Source organism: Mycolicibacter virginiensis (genome assembly GCF_022374935.2).
Taxonomy (GTDB): domain Bacteria; phylum Actinomycetota; class Actinomycetes; order Mycobacteriales; family Mycobacteriaceae; genus Mycobacterium; species Mycobacterium virginiense.
In genome coordinates, this window is record NZ_CP092430.2 from 3,596,895 (window position 1) to 3,612,168 (window position 15,274).

17 protein-coding genes are annotated in these 15,274 nt (G+C 66.0%); 6 read left to right on the forward strand and 11 right to left on the reverse strand.

The genetic code is table 11. The features are described from left to right. Positions 1-45: 45 nt before the first annotated feature. The gene (locus MJO54_RS17515; RefSeq protein ID WP_105295097.1) at positions 46-525 is read right to left on the reverse strand and encodes an MPT63 family protein; all 480 of its coding nucleotides are present in this window, start codon (positions 523-525) and stop codon (positions 46-48) included. A 270-nt stretch (positions 526-795) separates the two neighbouring features. Here MJO54_RS17515 and MJO54_RS17520 point away from each other — a divergent pair, with 270 nt between their 5' ends. From MJO54_RS17520 to MJO54_RS17535, 4 genes are all read left to right on the forward strand, one after another. Beyond that, positions 796-1,464, forward strand: coding sequence for a PAS and ANTAR domain-containing protein (locus MJO54_RS17520; RefSeq protein WP_105295098.1), 669 nt, complete (start codon positions 796-798; stop codon positions 1,462-1,464). Positions 1,465-1,553: 89 nt separating this feature from the next. Next, positions 1,554-2,558 (forward strand): chemotaxis protein CheB, encoded by a 1,005-nt coding sequence (locus MJO54_RS17525; protein WP_105295122.1) that lies wholly within the window; start codon positions 1,554-1,556, stop codon positions 2,556-2,558. Positions 2,559-2,583: 25 nt separating this feature from the next. Beyond that, on the forward strand, positions 2,584-3,306 hold the full coding sequence (locus MJO54_RS17530) for an STAS domain-containing protein (protein WP_064890828.1): 723 nt from the start codon (positions 2,584-2,586) through the stop codon (positions 3,304-3,306). A gap of 71 nt (positions 3,307-3,377) precedes the next feature. Beyond that, positions 3,378-5,231 (forward strand): CheR family methyltransferase, encoded by a 1,854-nt coding sequence (locus tag MJO54_RS17535; RefSeq protein ID WP_105295099.1) that lies wholly within the window; start codon positions 3,378-3,380, stop codon positions 5,229-5,231. A 4-nt stretch (positions 5,232-5,235) separates the two neighbouring features. Here MJO54_RS17535 and MJO54_RS17540 read toward each other — a convergent pair whose 3' ends face one another. From MJO54_RS17540 to MJO54_RS17555, 4 genes are all read right to left on the reverse strand, one after another. Beyond that, the gene (locus MJO54_RS17540) at positions 5,236-5,589 is read right to left on the reverse strand and encodes a hypothetical protein (RefSeq protein ID WP_105295100.1); all 354 of its coding nucleotides are present in this window, start codon (positions 5,587-5,589) and stop codon (positions 5,236-5,238) included. Continuing rightward, positions 5,586-6,275: a GAF and ANTAR domain-containing protein gene (locus MJO54_RS17545; RefSeq protein ID WP_105295101.1), complete on the reverse strand. Its 690-nt coding sequence runs from the start codon at positions 6,273-6,275 to the stop codon at positions 5,586-5,588. The genes MJO54_RS17540 and MJO54_RS17545 overlap by 4 nt, the downstream gene beginning before the upstream one ends. Positions 6,276-6,426: 151 nt before the next feature. Then, positions 6,427-7,653, reverse strand: a complete 1,227-nt coding sequence (locus tag MJO54_RS17550; protein ID WP_240175248.1) for a glycosyltransferase — start codon at positions 7,651-7,653, stop codon at positions 6,427-6,429. Continuing rightward, positions 7,650-8,657 (reverse strand): glycosyltransferase, encoded by a 1,008-nt coding sequence (locus tag MJO54_RS17555; protein WP_105295103.1) that lies wholly within the window; start codon positions 8,655-8,657, stop codon positions 7,650-7,652. The genes MJO54_RS17550 and MJO54_RS17555 overlap by 4 nt, the downstream gene beginning before the upstream one ends. 280 nt (positions 8,658-8,937) lie before the next feature. Between MJO54_RS17555 and MJO54_RS17560 the strand changes: the two genes are divergently transcribed. Continuing rightward, positions 8,938-9,372 (forward strand): STAS domain-containing protein, encoded by a 435-nt coding sequence (locus tag MJO54_RS17560; protein ID WP_205843431.1) that lies wholly within the window; start codon positions 8,938-8,940, stop codon positions 9,370-9,372. Here MJO54_RS17560 and MJO54_RS17565 read toward each other — a convergent pair. Beyond that, entirely contained in the window at positions 9,369-10,667 is a 1,299-nt protein-coding gene (locus MJO54_RS17565) for an MFS transporter (RefSeq protein WP_259602901.1), read from the reverse strand. The genes MJO54_RS17560 and MJO54_RS17565 overlap by 4 nt on opposite strands. Before the next feature lie 85 nt (positions 10,668-10,752). After that, positions 10,753-11,457: a cutinase family protein gene (locus tag MJO54_RS17570; RefSeq protein ID WP_105295123.1), complete on the reverse strand. Its 705-nt coding sequence runs from the start codon at positions 11,455-11,457 to the stop codon at positions 10,753-10,755. Positions 11,458-11,731: 274 nt separating this feature from the next. On the opposite strand from MJO54_RS17570, the gene MJO54_RS17575 reads away from it, so the two are divergent. After that, entirely contained in the window at positions 11,732-12,673 is a 942-nt protein-coding gene (locus MJO54_RS17575) for an esterase family protein (RefSeq protein ID WP_105295106.1), read from the forward strand. A gap of 18 nt (positions 12,674-12,691) precedes the next feature. On the opposite strand, the gene MJO54_RS17580 is transcribed toward MJO54_RS17575, so the two are convergent. From MJO54_RS17580 to MJO54_RS17595, 4 genes are read right to left on the reverse strand one after another with little or no spacing between them, the layout of a single operon-like run. After that, positions 12,692-12,847, reverse strand: a complete 156-nt coding sequence (locus tag MJO54_RS17580) for a hypothetical protein (RefSeq protein ID WP_165604587.1) — start codon at positions 12,845-12,847, stop codon at positions 12,692-12,694. Further along, positions 12,844-13,407 (reverse strand): hemerythrin domain-containing protein, encoded by a 564-nt coding sequence (locus MJO54_RS17585; protein WP_046282913.1) that lies wholly within the window; start codon positions 13,405-13,407, stop codon positions 12,844-12,846. Before MJO54_RS17585 ends, MJO54_RS17580 begins: the two co-directional genes overlap by 4 nt. A 47-nt stretch (positions 13,408-13,454) precedes the next feature. Continuing rightward, entirely contained in the window at positions 13,455-14,915 is a 1,461-nt protein-coding gene (locus MJO54_RS17590; protein ID WP_105295107.1) for an aminotransferase class I/II-fold pyridoxal phosphate-dependent enzyme, read from the reverse strand. Positions 14,916-14,933: 18 nt separating this feature from the next. Continuing rightward, on the reverse strand, positions 14,934-15,269 hold the full coding sequence (locus tag MJO54_RS17595; RefSeq protein ID WP_234821529.1) for a hypothetical protein: 336 nt from the start codon (positions 15,267-15,269) through the stop codon (positions 14,934-14,936). Positions 15,270-15,274 lie beyond the last annotated feature (5 nt).

The window sequence follows — 15,274 nt, forward strand, 5'->3', positions numbered from 1 at the left end:
CCCGGATGGGCCCGACCCCCCGATCGGGCCCATCTCGGCTCGGCGTCAGGCCTTGCTGGTCCAGATCAGCACGTCCTGCACGCCGTCGTTGTAGACCACTCCGTCCGGCGGCGGGCCGGTGACGTCGAAGTAGATCTTGCCGTTGGCGGCAGCCCCCTGGCCGATCGGCCCGGGATTGATGCCGCCGGGCGTCGGCACCGTGTTGATCACGCGGTAGGTGTCACTGTTGGCCGCCCTGGCGTTGAAGTCCGAGACGACCGGGGTCACCGTTCCGCGGTCGGCACGCGCGGTCACGTCGGCTTGATACAGCTTGCCGCGGGGCTGGTAACCCGGGATGGTGACGTTGGCCGGCCCCAGGTTGCTGACCGTGTACGACGTTGCCATCGCCCCGTCGTTGAGCTGTTCGGGCGTGCCGAACGGTTGGATCGCCGGCTCGGCCATGGCGGTGGTCGCGGAGAGAACACTCAGCGCGGCGATTCCAGCCGCGCCAGCGGCCGTCTTGGCTGCAGTCTTGGAGAGCTTCACTTCTGACTCCTTCCATCGAGTCGATATTCAGCGGCGGTCCACTTTGCTGGAACTCACCTGTCGCAACGCGTACCCGGCGCGGCCGACGGGGAAACCCCGTGGTAGTTGCGCAGCGTCTGGAAATTGTGGATAGTTACGTCGCTCGGGCGTTCAGGAGGCAGCGCCAGCCTGGATCGTCCGTGCGCTCATTCCTGCGATTCCAGGCTGCGGTTCGCCCGCCGGCCGTGGGGAATCAGCTCATACTGTTGGGTACGAGAAGGCGGGTATGCGGTGGTCGGGGATGTCAACGCGTCGTTCGCGACGCCAACGGGCGACGACGCCGAGGTCCGCAGTGATCTCGACCTGGTAGTCGGCCACGGCGAGCCGCAGCGGGTCGGCCGGTTCCATTACTGGCTTGGCGAGCAGCGCTGGGAGTGGTCGGACACGGTCGCCCGCATGCACGGCTACGAACCGGGCACGGTGACACCCAGCACCGAGTTGCTGCTGCAGCACAAACATCCCGAGGACCGTCCCCAGGTGGCCGCGGTGCTGGAGCGGGTTGTACAGGGCGAGCCATTCAGCAGTCGGCACCGGATCATCGACACCGGCGGGCAGGAGCACTGGGTGATCGTGGTCGGGGATCGCATGCTCGACGACGACGGCACCGTGACCGGCACGGCCGGCTTCTACGTCGACGTCACCGACGTGTTGCAGGCCGACGTCAGCGCTGCCGTCTCCGAGGTGGCCGAGTCACGTGCGGTAATCGAGCAGGCCAAGGGCGTCCTGATGGTCGCCTACGGCATCTCCGCCGAGCGCGCGTTCGACATCCTGGTGTGGCGCTCGCAGGAGACCAACGTCAAGGTGCGCGACCTGGCAGCCCGCTTCCTGGCTGCGTTCACCGGCAAGCTGCCGTCAGAGGTGCTCTCCGAGCTGGACCACACTCTGTTGACCGTTACCTGAGCAACGCGCGAAGACTACGCTGAATAACACCGCACACTGAGGTTGCCTGCGCAGTCGGAGTGGGTAGCCACCTGAAGGTGGTGAGCGCGATGGCAGGGAAACCCGGCCCCCTCAACGTCGTCGGCGTGGGGGCGTCCGCCGGCGGCGTGGAGGCGCTGAAGAGCTTCGCCGCAACGTTGCCAAAAACGTTGCCCTGCGCCGTTCTGGTAGTACTACACATTCCACCAGGAGCGCCCAGTGTGCTGGCCCGCATTCTGGACCGGGCCGGTCCGCTGACGGCAGAGACCGCGCCCGTGGGAACCCCGATGGAGCACGGCAAGATATATGTCGCCGCGCCGGGTTACCACCTCCTGGCCGACGACGGGCGGACGGCGCTGTCGGAAGGTCCCACCGAGAACGGGCACCGACCCGCCATCAACGCGCTGTTTCGGTCGATCGCGCTGGCCCATGGCCGGCGCGCTATCGGCGTGCTGCTGTCCGGGGTACTGGACGACGGGGTGGCGGGGTTGGCCGCCATCCGATCGCGCGGTGGAGCGACGATCGCCCAATCCCCCAGCGACGCGATGTTCCCGGCCATGCCGAACAACGCGATCAACGCCGGCGTGGTCGACCATCAGGCGCCGGCGGCGGCGATCGGCGACCTGCTGGAGAAGCTGGCCGATCGAGAGTTTGAGGAAACCGAGATGGAGCCCGATACCCGAATGGAGCTGGAAAACCGCATCGCGATGGCCCGGCCTTTCGCGACCGATTTCGACACCGAGGAACTCGGACCGCCGTCCGGCTACATCTGCCCCGACTGCAACGGTGCGTTGATCACGGTGAGCGACGGAAACTATCGCTGCCACGTAGGGCATGCCTGGACCGGCGACGCGCTGCTGCGGGCCCGCGACAGTGAGGTCGAGAGCGCGCTGTGGGTAGCGGTTCGCAGCTTGCAGGAGAAGGCCAAACTGTCGCGCCGGCTCGCCGATCAGGTCCGCCCCGGCATCCTGAGCAACCACTACGAGGTACTGGCCCGCGAGGCCGAACATGCCACCTCGGTACTCGGCCGGCGGTTGGCCGCCGTCTACGGTGCGCAGGAGGACGGCCCTGAGTAGCGCACCGAGCCAACTGACGGTGACGATGACCACCGTCGCAGATATCTGTCTGTTGACCGCTACCGGGACATTGGACAGCAGCACCTATCTCGAGCTGCGCGACAGCGTGATCAAGGCGGCGCTCGACGAACCCCCCGCCGTGCTGGTCGACGTCAGTCGGCTCGATGTCCCGGCGCCCTCGGCATGGTCGGTGTTCACCAGCGCCCGTTGGCATGTCAGCACGTGGCCCGATATCCCTATCCTGCTGATCTGTCCGCAACCGAACGTGGCCGCCCGGATCTCCAGCACCGGCGTGACCCGCTACGTCGCGGTGCACGCCGATGTCGAGTCCGCGGTGGCCTCGCTGGCGCATGGCCCGCATCCACGACGCCGAGCTCGTATCGCCCTTTCACATTCGCTGAGCAGTCTGCGCGGTTCCCGCGACTTCGTGGCGGAGTGGCTGACCAATTGGTCGCAGGATCCGCTGATCCCGACGGCGAAAGTGGTCGTCGATGTGTTGGTGGAGAACGTGCTGTGCCACACCGACAGTCCGCTGGTGCTCTTGCTGGAATGCGCCGACTCCACAATCACCATCGCGGTCCGGGACACCAATGCCAGCCCGGCGATGCTCCGCGAAGGCGTCGGCGGCGGCCCCGAGTGGTCCTCGGGCCTGGCGGTGCTCGGTGCGCTGTGTCGCGCCTGGGGAAGCAGCCCCACTCCGAGCGGCAAGACGGTGTGGGCGGTACTCGGCCAGGAGGACCGGCTTTGACCTTCGCTGACCCGGGCCTTCCCGCGAGTAGTGTTTGCGTTCGCGGGATTTCTCCGAGCGGACGGGGTGAGATGGACGGGCAGACCGAAGCGCCGGACGAGGCGTTCGAAACCCTGTTGCGATATCTGCGGGACTCCCGGGGCTTCGACTTCACCGGCTACAAACGCGCTTCGCTGATGCGCCGGGTACGCCACCGGATGAGCCAGACCGGATACGACACCTTCGAACAGTATCTCGACGTCCTGCAGGCGAGTTCCGACGAGTTCTCGGCGCTGTTCAACACCATCTTGATCAATGTGACGGCGTTCTTCCGAGACCCCGACACCTGGGAGTACATCAGCTCCGACATCATCCCGCGGATCGTGGCCGAGCGGGCCCCCGATGACCCGATCCGGGTCTGGAGCGCCGGTTGCGCCTCCGGCCAGGAGGCCTACACGCTGGCGATTCTGCTGGCCGAGGCGCTCGGCACCGACGAATTCCGGCAGCGGGTGAAGATCTACGCCACCGACGTCGACGAAGACGCCCTGAGCGAGGCCCGGGCGGCCACCTACGACGCCAAGGCCCTCGAATCGGTGCCGCCGGCGTATCTGGACCGCTACTTCGAACAGGTCAACGGACGGTATGTCTTTCACAAAGACTTGCGCCGCGGGGTGATCTTCGGCCGCAACGATCTCGTCCGGGACGCGCCGATCTCGCGGGTGGACCTGTTGGTGTGCCGCAACACCCTGATGTACATGAACGCCGAGACGCAACGCAATGTGTTGGGCCGCTTGCATTTTGCATTGTCATCGCAGGGAACCCTCTTTCTCGGCCACGCCGAGATGCTGTTGAGCCACAGCGATCGTTTCAGCCCCCTGAGCCTGAAGCATCGGATCTTCCGCAAGGCACCCGGATCGCACAGCGGCCTGGAGCGCTACGACCCGGCGGCATCGATGTATGCGCGCCACGGTGACCTTCCCGGCCTGGTGACGGTCCGGGAGATGGCATTTCGGGCGAGCCCGGTGGCGCAGATCGTGGTGACCGGCGAGGACACCGTTGCGATGATCAACCAGCAGGCCGAGACGATGTTCGGGCTGTCCGCCCGCGATATCGGGCGCCTGCTGCGTGACCTGGAAGTTTCCTATCGCCCGGTGGAGCTACGCGCCTATCTGGAACAGGCCAAGGTGGACCGGCGTTCGGCCCGGGTCCAGGACGTCAGCTGGCAGCGCCCCGGCACCGAGACCATCTGGTTCGAGATCCATATCAACCCTTTGGTGGACGCCGAGAACGGCCTGCTGGGCGTCTCGATCGTGTTCTTCGACGTGACCGCAACCCGGGCATTGGTCGACAAGGTGGTCGCGACCAACCGCCAACTCGAGGCAGCCTACGAGGAGTTGCAGTCCACCAACGAAGAGCTCGAAACCACCAATGAAGAGCTGCAGTCGACGGTTGAAGAGCTGGAAACCACGAACGAGGAATTACAGTCCACCAACGAAGAGCTCGAAACCATGAACGAGGAGTTGCAATCGACCAACGATGAGTTGCACACCATCAACGACACGCTTCGAGAACGCAGCATCGAATTGGACGACGCACGTAACTTCCTTAATTCACTGGTTAATTCGGTGCATCTGGGCATGGTGGTGGTGGACCGGGAGATGCGGGTGGTGGTGTGGAACAGGGGCTGCGAAGAACTGTGGGGCCTGCGATCTGACGAGACCGTAGGTTCGGTACTGACCGGCCTCGATATCGGGCTCCCGATGGACAACGTCCGTCCGTTGATCGGCCACGCGTTCGTCGATCCGGACAATCCGGGCGAGGCGCACGTCGAGGCCATCAACCGCCGTGGCCGCTCGACAAAAGTCCGGGTGACATGTGCCGGATTCCAGGCGCCTACGGAAGGCGGGGTGAACGGGGCGCTGCTGCTGATGGAGGTGCAGACCTGAGCGGTCAGCCGCGCAGGTCCTGACCGACCGCGGCAATCTCATGGGTGTGCGCCGCGGCGCGATGTATTTCGGCGGCGTCCAGATGAGCCTCGCCGTCGCCGTTACCGGCAAACAAAGCCGCCTGCTCGTGGGCGGCGGCGGCCTTCAGGTGCGCCGAGACCGCATCTCTGTGTCGGGCGGCGGCGTCTCGGTGCGCCCGCTCGGCTCGCTCCCGCGATTCGTCGGCGTGGCGACGGGCAACTCCCACATTGCTAGCGCTGACCTTGATCCCGGCCGCCAATTCGGCCCGACGCAGCTGCAGCTCTTGGGCCCGCAGCCGTGCCAGCTCCGCGCGCGCAGCCGCCGCCGACGGGCTCATCGATGATTCACCACCTGTTGCGCCACCTCGGCCAACGCGATATTGGAGGTCTGCGAGAGTCGCTTGAGCAGCTCGAAGGCCTGCAACGCATCGATGCCGTACCGCTCCATGAGCATGCCCTTGGCCTGACCGATGACGTCGCGGGATGCCAGCGCACTACGGAACTGTTCGTCACGGCGAACCATGTGCCAGGCCAATGCGGCGTGGGTGGCGAGGATCAAACCCAACTCCACCGAGTCGTCGTCGAAAGCGTTGGGGGTCTGGGAGTAGAAGTTCAGGGCGCCGGTGCTGCCCTCACCGGTGAACAGTTCGAAGGCCAGGATGGACCGGATCGGCGTCGTGGCCGCGACCTCCTGGCAATAGGACGGCCACCGTTCCTCGGCGCAGATGTCGTCCAGGCGAACCACGTGATGCTTCCACGCCGCAGCCAGGCACGGGCCCTCCCGGTGCTGGCGCTGAATATCATCAAGTACAGCCGGGTATCTGTCTGTCGCAGAAAGGGTTTGCACATCGCCAGCAGACGTCGTCAGCGTAACTCCGGCGTGCTCGGCGCAGGACATGTGCCCGAGCAGGTTCACCAACAACTCATCGAGCGCGCCCTCGGATTCGACGCGCGAACGCTGATTCAACGTCTGAACCAGTTCCGCTACGTCGCGCATCATGTCGTTGCGGCTCGTCACCGCCATGCCGTCGCTCCGCCCAGGTTCCCCGCTAGATGCAACCATGCTCCTCCGATCACTCAGCCGCAGCAACCACTTCGACGTCGCGGACCACAATCTGCGCCGGAACCGAAGGGCTTGCCAGGTAACGCTCAGGCGTTACACGGACGCAGGGCGCTTATCGCGAACCCGATGCCCGGGCAGTGATGCGTCCCGGCGCCGCCGCCGGAAGCAGCCGGTCGTACACCCGCAGCGTGTCGGTGGCGATCCGATCCCAGGAATACCGCGAACGGGCCCGTTCTCGCCCGGCCTTGCCGAAGCCCGACGCGGTGCGGCGATCCCGCAGGATGGCGTTGATGGCATTCGCACAGGCGCGCGGGTCCTTCGGCGGTATCAGCAGGCCCGTCAAGTCGTGGACGACCGTATCGAGCATGCCCCCGACCGCCGACGCCACCACCGGCACCCCGCACGCCATCGCCTCCAGCGGCACCATGCCGAACGGCTCGTACCAAGGCGTACATGCGACGACGTCGGCAGACCGCAGCAACGCCGGCATATCGGCGCGGGCAACGGAGCCGCAGAGCGACACCCGTTCGGCCACACCGAGATCGGCAGCCAGTTTGAGCAGCCGGCAGGCTTCCGGAACGGTATCGAGTTCGGCCCGCGGGGGTCCGCCGGCGATCACCAGCTCCGCACTGGGCACCGTGGTCAACGCCTCTATCACCGTGTCGAATCCCTTCCGGGGGACGAACCGGCCGACTGCAACGATGCGCCGCCGCCCCGAGTGTTCTGCGGTCGGACCACGCGGGGAGAACTGCTGCACATCGACACCGCATGGCACCACCGAGATTCGCAACCGGTCTCGGCCGAGGCGCATCAGCTCGAAAACCTCATCACTGCAGCCGGCGGTCACCCACGTCGCCTCTTCCGCGACACGGGTCTCGAGCCGCAGCCGTTCGGCGGGGCTGGTGTCGCGGTGCCCCTGGTGCCGCTGCTTGACCACGCCCAACGCATGAAACGTCTGAACCGTGGGCACCCGGCGGCGTTTGGCAGCCAGCTGCGCGGCGATCCCGGACATCCAGAAATGCGCGTGCGCGATGTCGGGCCGCTCGCGGTCCCACTGCGCATCCAGGTACCGACCGAAGGCGACCATGTATTGCAGCAGTTCATCTTTGGGCACCTGGCGCGGTGGCCCCACCGGCACGTGAACCACCGTGTAGCCCTGGTCGGTGCGCACCCGCTCGGGCAGGTCGGCGTTGTCGCGGCGGGTGTAGACGTCCACATCGTGGCCGCGGCGGGCCAGTGCCGCCGACAGCTCGGCGACGTGGACGTTCTGGCCGCCGGCGTCGGCTCCGCCCAGGGTGGCCAGCGGGCTGGCATGTTCGGAAATCATTGCGATCTTCACGGCAGTACTCCCCCGCTACTCCCGGCGTTGCATTGCGCCTCGATGACCTGGTCCCACCGACGCAGGAATCGGTCGAGCCCGAAGTGTTCAGTGGCGTAGTTGCGGGCCGCCTTGCCGACCACCTCGGCCAGATAGCGGTCGGCGACCAGCCCGCTGAGTGCGGTCCGCAAGGTCTCGAGGTCCGCGCTGACGACGCCCGCCTCGGGGGGCACCACCATCGGTGCCATCGTGGAGGCCACCGCCACCACCGGCATTCCCAAGAACATGGCTTCCAGCAGCGACAGGCCCAACGACGTCCAGCGCGCGGTGTGCAGATAGACCCGGCGGTGCGCCAGTTCCTTCATCAGCTGATCAGCGCGTAGATCGCCGTGGCCGACAACACCCGTGCACCGATGCACCGGATCATTGAGGTCTTCGGTACCGATCCCCCAGACGTCGACCGGAGCGGCTTGCCCCAATGCGCCCAGCAGGTCCGCACCGACGGTGCGCCACCGCCGCAGCGGTTCGTTGATCAGGGCACCGGCGGCCGCGATGTCGCCGGTGTAGAGATGGCCGGGATCGGCGATACCGTGGTCGATCACCATCGTCGGGGCCCGGCCGTTGTCCCACATCAGCTGGTTGAACGCGGTGACGTGAATCAGCGGGATGTCGTCGCGGTCCGCGATCGGGTGCAGACTCTCCACCACGAACGGCCGCGGAGTGTTGTGTTCGACGTAGACCGCGGGGATATCAATTCCGGGCCGGCGGCCCAGCAGGCGCGCGGTGAGCTCCAGCTCGTGTGGTCGCTGCACTACCACCAGGTCGATCTCTTGTTCGCGCAGTTCGGCCAGCGGCACTTCTTGCGCGCGCGGCCAGTCGCGACCGCACAAGCCGCGACCGTCGGGATCATGCGGAGCGTTGACCGGAATGAGGTAGCGGTGTTCGCCGGCGACGAAGGAATCCATCCACGAGCCGTGCACATGCCAGACGAGCAGCGAACGCTGGGTGGTCTGCGGAAATGCCATAACCGGTTGTTACCCGCGACACCGGCGTCTAAACGTGGAAAAGGTACCCGAAGCGGTTTGCTGCAAGGGCTTTGGGGGACAGGCGAAAAAGTACCGTTACCGAATCGTTGCAGTGTGCCGAAGATCGGCGTAGGTTCGTTGGCAGGTTGAGTTCACAGCCACCCGGAAAGACGCGTCAACCACGCTAGCCAGGGAGGCCCACTCCCTGCATCTCATCCGTGAAGGTGTAACTCGCATCGACGCGATCCACAGTACGAGTTTCGACTGATGGAGTAATTCAATGCCCGCTTTGAGAACCGCCGGATCGGTGTTCCCGGCCAACCGCATACCTTCCCTTCCCCCGTCCGATACTTGGGCGAGCCGCACCGCCCGTTCCGTCACCCGATGGGGTCGCTCCGGAGCAGTGATCAGCGTGGGCGGTGAACTCGACGCCTCCAACGCCGGTCAGCTGGCCGACTACGTGCAACGCTGCGCGGGCTACTGCGAGTGGTTGGTACTTGACCTCAATGATCTGGAATTCATTGGTACCGCTGGCTTTTCAGCCCTGAAGGCCATCACCGACCGATGCGCCGAAGCCATGGTCTACTGCACGACGGTGCCCGGCGTCGCGGTAGCGCGTTTGTTGCGAATCTGCGACCCGGGCAACGCTGTGCCGACGACGCCGTCGGTGGCCGACGCGCTCGCCGGCGTGCAGGGATTCCGGCACGTCCGCTAGCCCTCACGCCCCCCGGCGAGTTCGCGGGCCCGTGCTTCACTCTCCACCGCCGGCCCCGAGCCGGGTAACCGCCGTCCAGCGACTTCGGGGGTGAAGACCAGCGCGAGCGCACCGATGGCCCCGGCTACGACCAGTAGGTAGGCCGGGGCCATCGGATTGCCGGTGCTTGAGACCAGCGCTTCGGCCATCAGCGGTGTGGTGCCGCCGAACGCCGACACCGACACGTTGAAGCCGATGGCCAGCGCCCCGTAGCGCACCGGGGTGGGAAACAGGGCGGGCAGTGTCGCCGGCAACGTCGCATCGAAACACAGCAGCATCAGCCCGATCAGCAGAACGCCGGCGAATGCCGTCGGATAGTTGTGGGCGGAGCGGATCAGATCGAAGGCCGGAATCGAAAGAGCCAGCAACATAGCGCATCCCGTCCACAGCACGGGTTTGACTCCAATGCGATCGGACAACCGCGCTACCAGGACCACGGTGGCCATCAGCACCAACAGCGTCAGCACGATCACCAGAAGCCCGCCAGCGTGTGGAATCTGCGCGGTCGTCTGAAGGTACGTAGGCAGATAGCCGGTGAGCAAATAGTCGGTGACGTTGTAGGTCAAAACCAATGCGATGCACAGCAGCAGGGGCTGCCATTGTCTGGCGGTACGTCGCAGTTGCCGCATTGCGGAGTCTTCGGAGTTTTCTGCTTCATAGGCCGGCGATTCCTCGAGGCGCAACCGCAGGTAGAGGGCGGCCAGCCCCAACGGAGCGCTGAGCAACAACGGAATTCGCCACCCCCAACTGAGCATTTCCGCGTCAGTGAGCAGACTTTGCAGGACGGTGACCAGCAGGCCCGCGACGACGTAGCCGGCCTGCGAACTCAGCGGCAGAAAGCCGGCCATCATGCCGCGCTTGTTGTCCGGGGCCTGTTCACCGACGTAGACCATCGCCCCGACGTATTCACCGCCGGCGGAGAAGCCCTGCACCATGCGCGTGGCCACGAGCAAGATAGGCGCGGCGACCCCGATAGTGCTGTAGCTCGGCAGCAGCCCGGTGGCGGTGGTGCCGAGCGTCATCATCAGCAGGGTGGTGACCAGCACCCGCTTACGTCCGATCCGATCGCCGAGTGGGCCGAAGACCAATCCGCCGATCGGGCGCACCGCGAACGCCGCGGCCAGTGTGCCGAAGGCACCGATCAGACTGCTGGCGCCGGTGCCGGGATAGAACACCCGCGCGATGGTGGTGGCGAGGTAACCGTAGACGCCAAAGTCGTACCACTCCATGAAGTTGCCGATGGCGGTGCCACGGATCGAGCGCCGGACTTGGTCAGGATCGGAGACCCGGATCTGCTCGCGCCGCCAGCGTCGTCGGCGATGTCGGCGGCTGGTCAGTGCGCTATCCCACGCGGCCCTGGACCAGCTGGCGGGCGGCGAAGTCGGCCCCTTGTTGGACCATCGTTGCGTCGTCGCCGGCGTAGCTGTCGTGCGCCGCGAAGTTCATGCCGTCGGAGCACACCGCGTCCTCGACGGCGCACACCTGCAGGGTCTTCGCCTGATACAGGGGCCCGATCACGATCGTGGGTTCTTTGAGGAAGTTCATCGCCCGTTCGTTGGGCATGGCGAACAACACGACCGCGGCGACGTGATCGGCGACGTCGGGGTCCAGTGGTTTGGGCACTGTCGCCGGGTCGACCCCGTCAGGAACTTGGGCCGAGGTGACGAAACCCATCACGGCCGCGCCCTGGGAGTAACCGCCCAGCACCATCTTGGTTCTGGGACAGCTGGTCGCTCGGGAGACCACGTGAGCACCCGCGTCCCGAATGCCGTCGACGCCGGTGTCCCAGTGGTCGTTGGCCGGATAGTTGACCGCGTAGACGGCTGGGCTTGTTCCCAAGCGGGCGTTGAGCGCATTGAGGAACGCTTGGCCCGTCGGGCCGACTCCCGGCGGCTCACCGGTTCCGCGCGCGAACACCACCTCGGTGTCGGGACACGGCGCCGCCCTCGCGGCGGGAACGCCGGGGGTCAAAAGCATCGCGGTACCGACTGCGGATACCGCGATCGCCAGCGAGCCAATGGAATCGAGGCTGGTACGAGCGGACATGTCGGTGTAGGTGCCCACCGCGCCCTCGACTCAAACCGCCTGCCCGGAATTTTTTTTCGCGGCACCGCTTTGGCGAACACTCTGGACAACGGACCCCCACTTTGTTAAGACAAGTAGGTCAGATATCTGTCTTCAGACTGCAGGGCAGCCATCCGCGGATTCTCGCAATGCCGACGGGTGGATCCAAAGCCTTCGGGACCTGTGTCGATCTCTCCCCTCTCGCACACCCGGCCGACGGGCCTTGGCGCTCGGGTCTGTGCGAAAGGGGAGAACGATGTGGGACAACGCAACGCACCGGCCGCGCCGGGTCAGCGTGGTCGCAGCGGCGGCAGCGTTGCTGCCGGCATTGATCGGCCTGGGCGCATCGGCCCCGCCCGCCGGCGCCGCCGGGCCCGAATTCCTGTCTGTGCCCTCGCCGAGCATGGGCCACAACATCACCGTTGAGTTCCAGGGCGGCGGTGCGCCGGCCGTCTACCTGTTGGACGGCTTGCGGGCTCGCGACGATCGCAGCGGCTGGGACATCGAAACGCCGGCGTTCAGCGAGTACGCCGGTTCCGGGATGTCGGTGGTGGCACCGGTCGGTGGGCGTTCCAGCTTCTACACCGACTGGTATGGGTCGGCCAACGGGCAGACCTATAAATGGGAGACGTTTCTGACCAGTGAGCTGCCGAATTTCCTTGCCGGGAAAGGTGTGCGATCGACCCGAAACGCGGTGGTGGGCATCTCCATGTCCGGATCGTCGGCACTGATCTTAGCGGCCTACCATCCACAGCAATTCGCTTATGCCGCGTCGCTTTCGGCACTGTTGACCCCCTCCAGCGGCAACGGCCCCACGTTGATCGGGATGGCGATGAACGACGAGGGTGGGTTCAACCCCCAAGACATGTGGGGTCCCTCGGGCAGCGCAGGTTGGCAGCGCAACGATCCGACGGTCCAAGCCGGGCGCCTGGCGGGCAACGGCACTCGACTGTGGATCTACAGCGGCAACGGCACCCCGTCGGAGATCGGCGAGGGCAGCCTGCCCGGCCAGGTGATCGAGCAGGTTGTGATGCAGAGCAACGTCGCATTCCGCGACGCCTACGCCGGAGCGGGTGGTCACAATGCGACGTTCAACATCGACGCCGCCGGGGTACACAGCTGGGGCTATTGGAACGCCCAACTGGTGGCCATGAAGGCAGACATGCAGGGCACGCTGGGCGCCGGCGGGCGAGTCTGACTGAGGCCGCGGAGGCGCTCAATACCAGTAACGTCTGCCGCCAACCGGGCGTCCCACCGCCCCCAACAGCCAGAACACCGCTCCGACGACCAGTAGGACGATCCCGATCGCCCACAAGACGTAGACATCGAAAACCAGACCCAGGATCAGCAGCAGCAACCCGAGGCCGATCATGAGTCATACCCCAGGATCGCGTCCCGGGCCCGGTCCATCATGGAGGCAAAGGGCCCCACGAACGCGTTGGCCAGTGCGCCCTCGACTCCGGCGTGCGGCCTCGTGGGTGCGATTGCCTCGGCGAGCCTGACCGCCCTCTCCAACAGCTTCAGTTCAGATTCGCTGAGTTCCTCACGCAGCTGGGCAAATTCGTCGTGTTCTTCGTGGCCGGCGTGTTCGAGGACATCGTCGCGAAGTTCCCGAAGCTTTTCGGTGAAAAACTCCGAATCCACGTTGACGTTCTCCAGCTCGCCCAAGGCCTCCTTGGCCTTCTTCTCTTCGGCCAACCGCGCGTCGATCATCGCGCGACCGTTGTCGAGCTCGTGGGCGGCTCGCGGATGCACGATCTCCTCTTCGGCCGTCTCGTGCACGGCCAGCAGCCGGCGCAGCCGGACGAACGATTCGTCGCGCTCGCCGCCGGCGGCCAGCAGTGTCTCGTCGAACAGCGTTTTGATGCGCTGATGCTGCTCGGTGAGGAAATCGACCACGTCTGTCGGGCTGTGCAATGTCGTCTGTGCCATGGCTATGGGCTACCCCGACGATGTTGGGGCAAAACCCTGGCCGGACCCTAGGACACCACGCGTATCTGCTCCAATGACGGATCCGCGGCGTCGGGCAATGCCATCCCGGCTGCCAGCCCGGACCGCAGATATTCGATGACGGCGGCGTCGAGGCGCTCACCGGGGACCACTGCCGGCACGCCTGGCGGATACGGCGTGAGCTGCTCTGCGGCGATACGTCCGGCAGCCCGCGATGCGGCGACCATCTCGGTGGGACCAAAGAATGCATCCCGGGGCAACTGCACGGTCTCCAGTTGCAGCTCCTGCGGCGAGGGCAGACGGATGTCAGCAGGTCGTTGGAAAGATGTTGCGGCGTCGCGCCACCCGTGTAGCGCGTCCAGCAGCCGATCAGCCGTACCGGCGTCATCGGCGAAGGACATGGTGACCAGGATGCGCCGGTGGTCGGCCAATCCCACGTCGAGGCAGCGTTGTTCGCGTAGCCAATCCCTGGCCTGATAACCCGACGTCCCGGTGCCCGAGACGTCGATCAGCACCTGCAGCCGGTCCAGATCGTGGGAGGCCTGTGTACCGAGCAGCGCATGCTCGAGCACTTCGATGTCAGAGATCTCATCGATGCGCCCGCGCACGTCACCTGCCAATTCGAGTGCGCCGTCCAATAGTTCATGTCCGTGGTGAACCATCTGACGACGCCAGCCGTCCAGTGCTGCGTAGATCGGCACGCTGGGACTGGTTGTCATCAACAGATCGGCGCAGGCCGTCAGCCGCTCTCGGTCGATGAGATCGCCCTGAATGTGGTAGACCGAGCCCTGCTCGAATCCCGCTCCCATCTTGTGCACGCTGACCACGCAGACGTCTGCGCCGGCGTCCATCGCCCAGGTCGGCAGGTCTTCATGGAAGGGCAGGTGCGCGCCCCAGGCCTCATCGACGATCAGCGGCTTGCCCCGGTCATGACATATCTCGGCGATAGCAGCCAGGTCCGCGCAGGTGCCGTACGGCGACGGGCTGACCACCAGCGCGCCCGCGGCGTCGGGATTCTCCTCCCACGCACCGGCAACCCGTTCCGGCGACGGCGGATGACACAAGTGCCGCTCGGCGTCCCAGCGCGGGACGATCCAGCGCGGCCGGATGCCGGAGAAGATCAGTCCACCCACCACGGACTTGTGGCTGTCGCGGGGCAGCAGCAGTCCGCCGTCCGCGCCGCCGGCCACCGCCATCATCGCGGCGCGAACCGAAAGCGAACTGCCACAGGTGGAGAAGAATGCCGACGAAGCGCCGACGGCGTCGGCCATCAACTGCTCGGCGTCGGTCAGGAACTCCCCGCGTGCTTCCCAGTCATCCAAGCCACCGCGAGCGAGCACATCGGCGCGGAACAGATCCGCGCCCAACGCGTCGAGCACTGATTCGTCGGCGCCGCGTCCCCGGCGGTGTCCGGGCGGGCTGAACCCGTACCGGTCCTGGCGTTGGTAATCGGCGAGGGCTTCCAGCACGGGTGCTCGGCGCTGATCCATCGGCGAGCCGCCCGCCCGCTAGCGCCGAAAGGCGATGACCAGTGCCAGCAGATCGATCCCCAGCAGCGCCCAACCGGCCACCGGCACCAGGAATCCGCGCCGGCGCCCCGCCGTGAAGAAGGTAGCCAGAATGGTCACTGCGGCAATGGCCGGCGCGCCGTAATAGAGCATTCCGAAGACCACTCCGCTGGGCCCGAGGTCGGGGCACTCGGCGGTGCTGCAGGCGGCGGTGCTCATCACCGCACCCGTCGCAACCACCATCACCAGGGCGGCGCCGGCGGCGGTCAGCAGAGCGGCGGCCCAGTTGACCCAGAGTCGGGCGCGGCGGTTGTCGTTCTCGACTGGTACCGGCATCGGCT